We start from the raw sequence: 10,361 nt of genomic DNA, 5'->3' as shown, positions 1-10,361 counted from the left end.
TCTGTTTTGTTCAGCGGTTAGGCGAGTGGAAACGTTGGGCGGGATTTCTGCCCGTCAGGACACAAGCGTCCGTTCAAAATAGATTTGAGTATTGTTTAGTAATTATAACTGGTCGGGCTGCCCGGAAGTTGCACCGGGACCGCCATCACCCCAAGATGGTATACTACTCTTATACTACAGCCCGGTATTTCATTTCCTTTTTCCCATCGTTTTAATGCATTTTGCGCAGGCCAAAACCCTTTTCCCAGAGGATAGTTTCACCCATTGCAAATTAGGTTCTTGCCTTCTTTTGGCAGTCGGATTATATCTGCTTTTGAGTTTTACTCTTCGCCAAACTAGATTATATTTCTTGGCGCAAAAAAAGCATTGCTTTTTCATAAAACTTATTATATATTATCTATATATTTATTTGTTTTTTTACTTTAACAAAGTTTTTATTTTTTTTCAAGCCATAGTATAGTTAAATATTTATGGAAATTATTTTTATTTTAATTGTTTTGTTTTTTTCAATCGTTATTCATGAAGTAGCTCACGGCAGCATGGCTTATCATTTGGGTGATTCCACGGCTAAACATAGCGGACGTCTTTCTTTAAATCCCTTAAAACATATTGATTTTTTTGGAACAATTTTACTTCCCTTATTTTTAATTTTAATGACTCAGGGACGGGGTCCAATTTTTGGCTGGGCAAAACCGGTACCGGTTAATCCTTACAATTTTCAGGACCAAAAATGGGGGATGTTAAAGGTGGCAATTGCCGGTCCGGCTGTTAATTTTTTAATCGCTCTTATTTTCGGTTTTTCAATTAGATTTTTGAACTTACCTCAACCGTTCTTATTTTTCTTTAGCATTATCGTCATTTACAATTTTTTGTGGGGAATTTTCAATTTAATTCCTTTGCCGCCACTTGACGGCTCTCATATTCTTTTTACTTTTTTACCCGAAAAGTTTTCCGAAATTAAACTTTTTTTGCAACAATACGGATTTTTTATTTTGATTTTTTTTATTTTTTTTGGTCTAGGCCGGATATTCCAAGGAGCAATACTGCTTTATTATTTAATCACCGGTCAACCATTCATCATTTGACATTTTATTTTTGAATAGGACGTTTAGCGGCGCCTTTTTTTGACATTATGATTTTTATTTGATAAATTTATACCATATGCCAACTATTCAGCGACTACCCGAGCGAGGCGAAGCCGAGCGAAGGGGCGGAGATGAATTAAATAAATAAATTTCTTCATATGCCGACAATTCATCAACTAATTAAAAAAGGAAGAAAAAAAATCAAAAAAAGAACAAAAACGCCGGCTTTGGTTTTTGGTTTTAACTCCCGGAAAAACCGGCCGGTTAAATATCCCTCATCATTTAAAAGAGGGGTATGCTTAAGGGTCTTTACGGTTACCCCCAAAAAACCAAATTCGGCTTTAAGAAAAGTTGCCCGAGTACAACTGACTAATAATATGAAAGTTACCGCTTATATTCCCGGGGAAGGTCATAATTTACAAGAGCATTCAATAGTTTTGATTCGGGGCGGAAGGGTCAAGGATTTACCAGGAGTGCGCTACCACGTTGTCAGGGGAACATTGGATACAGTAGGGGTTGAAGGCCGTAAGCAGGAACGAAGTAAGTACGGAACTAAAAAAATAAAATAATTCAATGAGCCGCAAAAAAAAAGAAAAAAAAATTATTTCTCCCGACTCTCTTTATGATAATGTCGTTATTGCCAAATTTATCAATCAGGTAATGAGGCGGGGGAAAAAAGATATTATTAAAACAAAAACCCAAAAAGAACCTTTGGAAGTTTTTGATTTAGCCCTGAAAAATGTTAAGCCGCTTTTGGAGGTTAAGTCAAAAAGAATAGGGGGCGCCACTTATCAGGTGCCAAAACCGGTTCCGATTGAAAGAGGAATGGCATTAGCCATGCGCTGGATTTTAAATGTTGTTCGGGCAAAAAAGGGCAAGTCAACAAAAATTAAGTTAGCCGAAGAATTGATTAATGCCGCCAATAATATTGGCTCGGCAGTAAAGAAAAAAGAAGATACCCATCGCATGGCTGAAGCAAATCGCGCCTTTGCGCACTTCGCTTGGTGATTCGTTCGGCAATAAAGTTTTCAGGTACCGATAGTCTAAATCGCCAGCGCGATTTAGCTATCTAAATTCTCGGCGGCAAATCCCGCTTTGCGGGAACCATGCTTTGCCGCCTGCGAAATTTACCATGAAAACTTTACTGCCTCACTTTAGCGATTTTAATTGAAAATTAAGTCATTGAAAATTGTTTAGAAATTAGAAATTAGATATTAGAAATTTAAGGATTATGCCGCGTTTATATCCCATTGAAAAATATAGAGATATTGGAATTATTGCTCATATTGATGCCGGCAAAACAACCGTTTCCGAACGGATTCTGTTTTATACGGGAATTTCTCATAAAATTGGCGAGGTTCATGATGGCCGGGCAATTATGGATTGGATGGAGCAGGAAAGAGAAAGGGGAATTACTATTACGGCTGCTGATACTCCCGGCCATATTGATTTTACGGCTGAAGTTCAAAGGTCTTTGCGGGTCTTAGACGGGGCAGTGGTTGTTTTTGATGGGGTAGCCGGAGTTGAGCCCCAATCAGAGACGGTTTGGCGCCAAGCCGATAAATTTAATGTCCCCAGAATTTGTTTTATTAATAAAATGGATAGAATGGGAGCTTCTTTTGAAAGAAGTTTAGAATCAATTTGGCAAAAACTATCTCCCAATGCAGTAGCCCTTCAGATTCCAATCGGTGAGGAAGAAAATTTTGAAGGAGTAATTGATTTATTGGAAATGAAAGCCCTGAAGTTTGAAGGCGACTTTGGTCAGATAGTCAAAAAGACCCCATTAGATAGTGAACATCTAACGGGGCAGGGAGAAATTCCTCAAGACCTATTGGTCAAAGCAAAAGAATGGCGAGAAAAACTTATTGAAAAAATTGTAGCCGAAGATTCAATGTTATTGGAAAAATATTTCGCTAAGCAGGAAATTTCTTTACCGGAGTTGAGAAAGACCTTGAGAAAAGCGGTTTTAAATTATAAACTTATTCCGGTTTTTTGCGGAGCAGCTCTTAAAAATAAAGGAATTCAATCCCTGCTTGATGGAATTTGTTATTATCTGCCGGCTCCTTCTGATTTGCCCCCAATTAAAGGAATTGATCCAAAAACCGGTCAAGAGATTGAAAGAAAACCGGAAGACGAAGAACCATTCTCAGCCCTGGTTTTTAAAATAGCGGCCGATCCTTATGTCGGAAGTTTAACTTATTTCCGGGTTTATTCGGGTTATTTTAAAAAGGGCTCTTATCTTTTAAATTCAACCAGCCGTGAAAAAGAAAGAATCGGTCGAATTGTCAGAATGTATGCTCAAGAAAGAGAAGAGATAGAAGAAGTTTTTAGCGGTGATATTGCTGCGACTGTTGGTCTTAAAAATAGCGGCACCGGTCATACTTTATCTGATGAAAATTATCCCATTGTTTTGGAAAAAATTACTTTTCCAGAACCGGTAATTTCCATTCGTATTGAACCAAAAACCAAAGCCGACCAAGAAAAAATGGGCTCGGCTTTAAAAAGATTGTCTGAGGAAGACCCTACTTTTAAAATTAAAAGCGATTTGGAAACCGGCGAGACAATTATTTCCGGAATGGGAGAACTGCACTTGGAAATTATCACCGAAAGAATGAAGAGAGAATTTAAAGTGGAGGGTAGTGTCGGTCGCCCTCAGGTTGCCTATAAAGAGACAATCAAAACCGAGAGTTTCTCTGAGGGTAAATATATCAGACAATCGGGCGGTCGGGGTCAATACGGTCATGTTTGGCTGAAAATTAAACCAAAAGAAAGGGGAGAGGGTTTTGAGTTTATCAATGAAATTAAAGGTGGAATTATTCCCAAAGAATTTATTTCAGCAGTAGAAAAAGGAGTTAAAGAAGCAACAGAAAAAGGGGTCTTGGCCGGTTACCCGATGGTTGATATTTCAGTAATTTTATATGACGGTTCTTTTCATGAAGTTGACTCTTCTGAAATTGCTTTTAAGGTTGCCGGTTCAATTGCTCTTCAAGCCGCGACCAAAAAAGCCAAACCGATTTTATTAGAACCGATAATGCGACTGGAAGTCATTGGGCCGGCTGACTTTTTTGGCGATATAATCGGCGACTTGGCGGCCAGAAGAGGTAAAATTGAAGAAACCAAAGACAGATTGAATTTAAAAATAATTTCGGCTAAAATACCGTTAGCCGAAATGTTCGGTTATGCGACAACTTTAAGGTCATTAACAGAAGGTAGGGGAACTTTTACAATGGAATTTGACCATTATGAAGAAGTGCCGCAGAACATTGCTCAAGAAATTATTGAGGGGAAAAGAAGATGAAAACGAACAGCCAACAATGAGCAATGAACAATGAGCAATTTAGAAATTTCATAGTACGAGCAAAATAGAAATTTCATACCCGAACTTTAAAATTTAAAGAAATACACGGGTTTCACCCGTGTATCTGTAAACGGGAAAGATAAAAGATGCACGGGTTTCACCCGTGTATTTCATTTTAGTGAAATATGAAATTATCATATTACTACGACAAGTCTGGCGCAGGGGCTTGACAAGAAGTTTTAATTTGTTAAAATTGAGTTAGGTTATGAGAAAAATGGAAACCATTTTAAATAAAGGAAGCGGTTAATTTCTGCAATTTTTTTGGTATCGCAGAATCGCTTCCCCAGAAGCGATTTTTGATTGGACGGAGAGAACATTGAAAACTTAATAAGGAAAATTTAGTAAAAAGTAGGTAATTATTGAGACAAAATAAAACATAGTTATTAATTACTGGCCGAGAGATAAAATTATGAGTAGATGGAGGATGCCTTGGGAGATTAAGGCGATGAAGGACGTAGGGTGCTTGCGATAAGCCTCGGGGAGGTGGCTACCAACCTTTGATCCGGGGATTTCCGAATGGGGAAACCCTGCCGTGTAAACTTCGGAAACCCGCCTAAATTTTTAGGAGGGAGCGAACCCGCTGAAGTAAAACATTTCAGTAAGCGGAGGAAAAGAAAACAATACACCGCATCTCACTTTGTTCGATGCGGAATGTCTAATAACTAATTACTAATTTCTAATAAATGTCTAATGTCAAAATGTCCAATGCCTAATTATTTTTTTAGTCATTTAGCCATTTGTCATTAGGATTTTATTAGTCATTAGAAATTAGAAATTAGAAATTCCAGACGCATCGAGCGAAGCGAGATGCGGCTGGTGACGGCGTGCTTTTTGCAGAACGAGCCAACGAGTCCGAGTAGATAGCTTGTTTAAGGGGTTTTGCCCCGAAAGCACAGCGAAAGCAAGTGTTAAAAGCGCATTTGTGATTTTTCACAGCGCTATCTGCTCGGGACCCGAAGCCAGGCGAGCTTGCCATGGCCAGGGTGAATCTCGACGAAAGTCGAGAGGAGGCCCGAACCCGTGAGCCGTGCAATACTCTGGGATGAGCTGTGGTAAGAAGTGAAAAGCTAATCGAGCTTGGTAATAGCTGGTTCTCCCCGAAATAGCTTTAGGGCTAGCGTCCTTCATTTTTGCGGAGGTAGAGCACTAGATGAATTATCGTGGGTTTTACCTAGGTAATTTAACTAAACTCCGAATGCCGCAATTAAAAGGTGAAGGGCAGTTAGACTGTGGGGGCTAAGCTCCATAGTCAAAAGGGAAACAGCCCAGATCTTTATCTAAGGTCCCTAAATTTGAGCTAAGTGTAAAAAAGGAAGTGAAATTCCAAAGATAGTTAGGAGGTTAGCTTAGAAGCAGCTATCCTTTAAAAAGTGCGTAATAGCTTACTAATTAAGGAATTTTGCGCCGAAGATTTCCGGGACTAAAGCTCAGTACCGAAGATAAGGACCACCATGCCTCACTACGTTCGGCATGGAATTTACAAATTTTCAATTACCAATTTTCAATCAATTTTCAATTTCTTAATTTTCAATGAATTAAGTTTGAAAATTTGAGCATTGATTGAAGGTCGCTGAGACTTCGTCTCATCTGCCCAAGCGAAGCGAGGGGCGTGAGATGAACAAAGTTCAGCGAACCCCCCCGAGCTCGGCTTCGCCTCGCTCGGGTAATTGAAAATTCGAAAATTGAAAATTCCGCCCGCCGAGCATAGCGAGGCGTGGTGGTGGTAGGGGAGCGTCTCCATCGCACTGAAGCCCGGCCGAAAGGCATCGGGTGGAGCGTTGGGGAGTGAGAATGTTGGCATAAGTAACCGCAATATCGCTGAGAACGCGATACACCGTAAACCCAAGGTTTCCTTGGCAATGACAATCAGCTAAGGGTTAGGCGGTCCTAAGGCATAACCGAAGGGTGAAACCGATGGACAGCCGGTTAATATTCCGGCCCATCCGTTAAATAAACCTCAAATGACGCAGTCAAAATTTTTGAAAGGGTTATTGGATTCCGAGGCAGAGTAATCTGTCGTTTCAAGAATCAGATTGCCCGGAAAAGTTTGAAATATATTATTTAACGGATTCCGTACCGCAAACCGACACAGGTGGGTGGGCAGAGCATGCTAAGGTGAACGGGTGAGACCTTGTTAAGGAACTCGGCAAAAAAACTACCCATAAGTTCGCGAGATGGGTTTCCCTCACCACTTTGTATTTGATTCAAACGCAAAACCAAAAATTGATTTAATTGCAAGAATTGAGTTCAAAGTGGTGGGGGACGCAGCGAAAGTTTCCCAGGCGACTGTTTATCAAAAACACAGGTCCCTGCTAACTGGAAACAGGATGTATAGGGGCTGAGGCCTGACCAGTGCTCGTGTGTTATTCTTGGCGGTTTCTGCCGCAAGGTGGAAGCTAACCGAGCTAAGCTACGAGTAAACGTCGGCGGTAAACACAAAAAGTAGTTGCCGCCCCCTGAAGTAATTCAGGGTAAAAAAACTTGGCTGTTTGCTGGGAAGACCGGGTATATTAGACTACGCGCCGTTAATTTGATAAAATTAATTAATGGTAGTAAAAATGTCTAATTGCGGTCAATCAGCAGGAAAGACTCCTAATAGGATAAAGAAAATTTCTAAAGAAATAGGTTATTATTTGAGCGGTTTTGCTGATGGAGAAGGAAGTTTCAATGTGTCTGTGGTTAATAGAAAGAAAGACTATAAACATGGCTGGAAAATCAGTTTATCGTTTAATATTTCCCAGAAAGATGACACAATTCCCCATTTGTTTAGAAAAATTTTAGGTTGTGGGATTATTAGATATAGAAAAGACGGTATTTGTTATTTTGAAACAAGAAGCGTGAAAGACCTTTCAGAAATAATTGTTCCATTCTTTCAGAATTTTCATATCCGTTCAAACAAAAAGATATATTTCGGTATTTTCTGTAAAATCTTGTCAATCGTTAAGAAAAAAGAACATCTAAATAAAAAAGGAATGAATAAAATCTTAAAATTGAGAGATTTAATGGTGGTCAGTAGAAAAAGAAAATACACAAATATAGAAATTCTTGAATCTTATTAGAAGAATCCTCAGAGACTATACGCCAGGCCCTCGCATAGCGAGGTGAAGATATGGCCCATGCTCTGTGGCGACACAGAAGATGACATGAACTATAACCGTCTTAAAGTAGCGTAATCCCTTGCCGGGTAAGTTCCGGCCCGCATGAAAGGCTTAACGACTTGGGAACTGTCTCAACGAGGAGCTCGGTGAAAATGCAATACCGGTAAAGATGCCGGTTACCTGCGGCTAGACGAAAAGACCCCGGGAGCTTTACTATAGCCAGATATTGAATTTTGGCTTTGAATGTGTAGTGTAGAAGGGAGACTTTGAAAGTCAGATTTCGGTCTGGCTGGAGTCGCCAATGAAACACCTTTCTTTCAAAATCTTGGTTCTAACTCCGCTCCTCACTTTTGTTCGGAGCTAGCGATTCCAATCTACGAATGACATCCGAATGTTCCGAATACCCCGAATATTATTAGGAGTATTCGGATAAATCAGTTGATTAGGATTATATTGAGCGACGAACAGTAGTGAGGAGCGAAAAACAGTGTCTGGCAGGTAGTTTAAGTGGGGCCCTTGCCTCCTAAAAGGTAATGGAGGCGTTTAAAGGTCGGCTAGGTCCGGATGGAAATCGGACCGGTCGTGTAAAGGCACAAGCCGGCTTGACTGCAAGAGGGATAACTCGCGCAGGCACGAAAGTGGAACTTAGTGAACCGACCATGGTTAATAGAACCGTGGAAGATCATCAACCAAAAGCTACCCCGGGGATAACAGGCTAGTAGGGCCCGCGAGACCACATCAACGGCCCTGTTCGGCACCTTATGTAGAAACATCGGGGTGCTATGGCAGTAATGCCATATTAAAAATCTGGCTTATAACGGTGGACTCCATATGGTATAATGAATCAATACTTTATGGACAATACCGTGGGAAGTTTAACCCAACTTCAAAGATCGATAATAATTGGAGGATTTCTTGTTCCTTCAATGCATTACAAATTGGGTTATACCCCGTAGAGACTTCTCAGAAATATCTGAGGGATAGCAGGTTTAAACTGCTATAATACGCCAACCCCACTGACTCAAAGAGAACTTCGTTCTCTTTTCGACCTTCGCTCTCGCTTCGCGAGAGCTCGGTGGGTGAAGATATAGTCCGATCCTCCTTGTAAAAGGAGAAAAATACCGACATAGCGATGTCGGCTCATCACATCCTGGGGCTGGAGAAGGTCCCAAGGGTTGGGCTGTTCGCCCATTAAAAAGATACGTGAGCTGGGTTCAGACCGTCAAAAATGGCGGCTCGTAGAAGTAATTCCACGAGCAAAACCGACTAATATCGATGAAATCCTTGCATTATAACCTGTCGTCTGCTAGGATAATATCGAGGGAAGCCATAATCTTTCTTAATAATGAAACTTTCTAAAGAAAAAAAAGATTACATCGCTGGATTTCTTGATTCTTTAGAAGTTGAGAAAACTTTAAGAAAAAAAGGATTATTGGCCCCGTAGAGACTTTTCCGATTTTATCGGAAAGATGGAAGTTTTACCTTCCATAATACGTCGGTCACCTGTTAAATAGTGCCAATGGTAATTTAACAGGTTGGTGATATAGTCCATACTTTTGGTAACAAAAGAAAAATATGCGTGAGACAGGTCGGTCCCTATCTACCGCAGGCGTTTTGAATCTTGAGGGGACTTTCGGATAGTACGAGAGGACCTCCGAGAACTGACCTCTGGTGTACCAGCTGTTCCGCCAGGAGCATTGCTGGGTAGCTAAGTCGGGAACTGATAAGCGCTGAAAGCATCTAAGCGCGAAGCAGGCTCCAAGATTAGGATTCTAAGATTTCCCGCAGATGACGGGATTGATAGGCTGTAGGTGTAAGAGCAGTAATGCTTTGAGCCGAGCAGTACTAATAAATCGTATAATCTCTTGGTCAGTAATTAATAACTATAATAAAAAAAGACGAAATTTGTTTTACACATTAGCTATAAAGGTGGGGACTATACTGAGGATGTTCCACTTCTTCCCATACCGAACAGAATCGTGAAATTCCTCAAGGCCGATGATATTGCTTTGGCGAGAAAGTAGGTAGTCCCCACTTTTGTATTTAAGAGAAAGCAGAGCCCGGCGCCAGTCCCGCACATGTTAGACATTCGGTGTCTAACACCTGTCCAGCCCCGCCGACTAACCCTTTTGAAAAAGGGTTTTTTTGTTGAAAAAGAAATAATAAAAAGATATAATAAAACAAGATGAAAATTCCTTTCCGATTAAAAACTCCATTAAAAACTCCATTGAAAACCCCATTGAAAATCGGACTCATTTCAGTTTTTTTAATTACATTTCTTTTTGTTTTGAATTTAACCGAATTTTCTCAAAAAGTAAAAAACTTTTTTTATCTAATTTCTTCCCCGATTCAAAAAGGATTATGGTATGCCGGAGATGCTCTTTCCGATTTTTCTGAAGGAATTTTTCAAGCCCGAGATTTAATAAAAAAACAGGAACAATTAAAATCAGAAATCCAAAAATTAACAGCCAGAAATTTCGCTCTTTTGGACCTGGAAAAAGAAAATAAAATTTTAAGGGAAGCGTTAAACATCGGCTTGGAAAAAGAATTTAAACTGACTTTCTCCAATGTTATTGGTAAAGACATTTCCCAGGACTTTATTTTAATTGATAAGGGAAAAAAAGACGGCATTCAGGTTGGTTTTCCCGTTATCACTGAGGAAAAAATTCTTTGCGGAAAAATTAGCCGAGTTTTTCCCGATTTCTCAAAAGTAATGCTTCTTTCCCATCAAGAGATTTCTTTTGATGTTAAGCTTTTATTTCCGAATTTTTCAAATCCTGAAATAAACAATAAAGTAGGGGAAGCAAAAGGTCTTTTGCA

Annotated in this window: 6 protein-coding genes and 2 rRNA genes; 7 read left to right on the top strand and 1 reads right to left on the bottom strand. The window is 39.9% G+C overall.

Annotated features, from left to right (window positions below; translation table 11 throughout):
• Positions 1–189 precede the first annotated feature (189 nt).
• Entirely contained in the window at positions 190–378 is a 189-nt protein-coding gene (locus KY055_02240; protein MBZ1345426.1) for a 50S ribosomal protein L28, read from the bottom strand.
• A gap of 92 nt (positions 379–470) precedes the next feature.
• On the opposite strand from KY055_02240, the gene KY055_02235 reads away from it, so the two are divergent.
• The 7 genes from KY055_02235 to KY055_02205 form a co-directional block, all read left to right on the top strand.
• Positions 471–1,085 carry a site-2 protease family protein gene (locus KY055_02235; protein ID MBZ1345425.1) on the top strand — a complete coding sequence of 205 codons (615 nt, stop codon included), beginning with the start codon at positions 471–473 and terminating at the stop codon, positions 1,083–1,085.
• A gap of 158 nt (positions 1,086–1,243) precedes the next feature.
• Positions 1,244–1,654, top strand: coding sequence for a 30S ribosomal protein S12 (gene rpsL, locus KY055_02230; GenBank protein MBZ1345424.1), 411 nt, complete (start codon positions 1,244–1,246; stop codon positions 1,652–1,654).
• Between the two features lie 4 nt (positions 1,655–1,658).
• On the top strand, positions 1,659–2,093 hold the full coding sequence (gene rpsG / locus KY055_02225) for a 30S ribosomal protein S7 (protein MBZ1345423.1): 435 nt from the start codon (positions 1,659–1,661) through the stop codon (positions 2,091–2,093).
• A gap of 223 nt (positions 2,094–2,316) precedes the next feature.
• A complete protein-coding gene (gene fusA / locus KY055_02220; GenBank protein ID MBZ1345422.1) occupies positions 2,317–4,383 on the top strand; it encodes an elongation factor G in 2,067 nt (688 codons plus the stop codon).
• A gap of 455 nt (positions 4,384–4,838) precedes the next feature.
• A 23S ribosomal RNA gene (locus KY055_02215) occupies positions 4,839–9,411 on the top strand.
• A gap of 58 nt (positions 9,412–9,469) precedes the next feature.
• Positions 9,470–9,578, top strand: a 5S ribosomal RNA gene (gene rrf, locus KY055_02210).
• A 148-nt stretch (positions 9,579–9,726) separates the two neighbouring features.
• A partial coding sequence (locus tag KY055_02205; GenBank protein ID MBZ1345421.1) for a rod shape-determining protein MreC occupies positions 9,727–10,361 on the top strand: 635 nt, incomplete at its 3' end.

Source organism: Candidatus Nealsonbacteria bacterium (assembly GCA_019923625.1).
Lineage (GTDB): Bacteria > Patescibacteriota > Minisyncoccia > Minisyncoccales > RBG-13-42-11 > JAHXGN01.
The sequence above is the reverse complement of the archived record's forward strand: the minus strand, read 5'-3'. Positions and strand labels throughout refer to the sequence as shown.

Excerpts from the sequence above, each read along its gene's own strand:
- rpsG (MBZ1345423.1), top strand. The coding sequence starts at position 1,659 with ATGAGCCGCAAAAAAAAAGAAAAAAAAATTATTTCTCCCGACTCTCTT.
- fusA (MBZ1345422.1), top strand. The coding sequence starts at position 2,317 with ATGCCGCGTTTATATCCCATTGAAAAATATAGAGATATTGGAATTATT.
- KY055_02240 (MBZ1345426.1), bottom strand. The coding sequence starts at position 378 with ATGAAAAAGCAATGCTTTTTTTGCGCCAAGAAATATAATCTAGTTTGG.
- KY055_02235 (MBZ1345425.1), top strand. The coding sequence starts at position 471 with ATGGAAATTATTTTTATTTTAATTGTTTTGTTTTTTTCAATCGTTATT.
- rpsL (MBZ1345424.1), top strand. The coding sequence starts at position 1,244 with ATGCCGACAATTCATCAACTAATTAAAAAAGGAAGAAAAAAAATCAAA.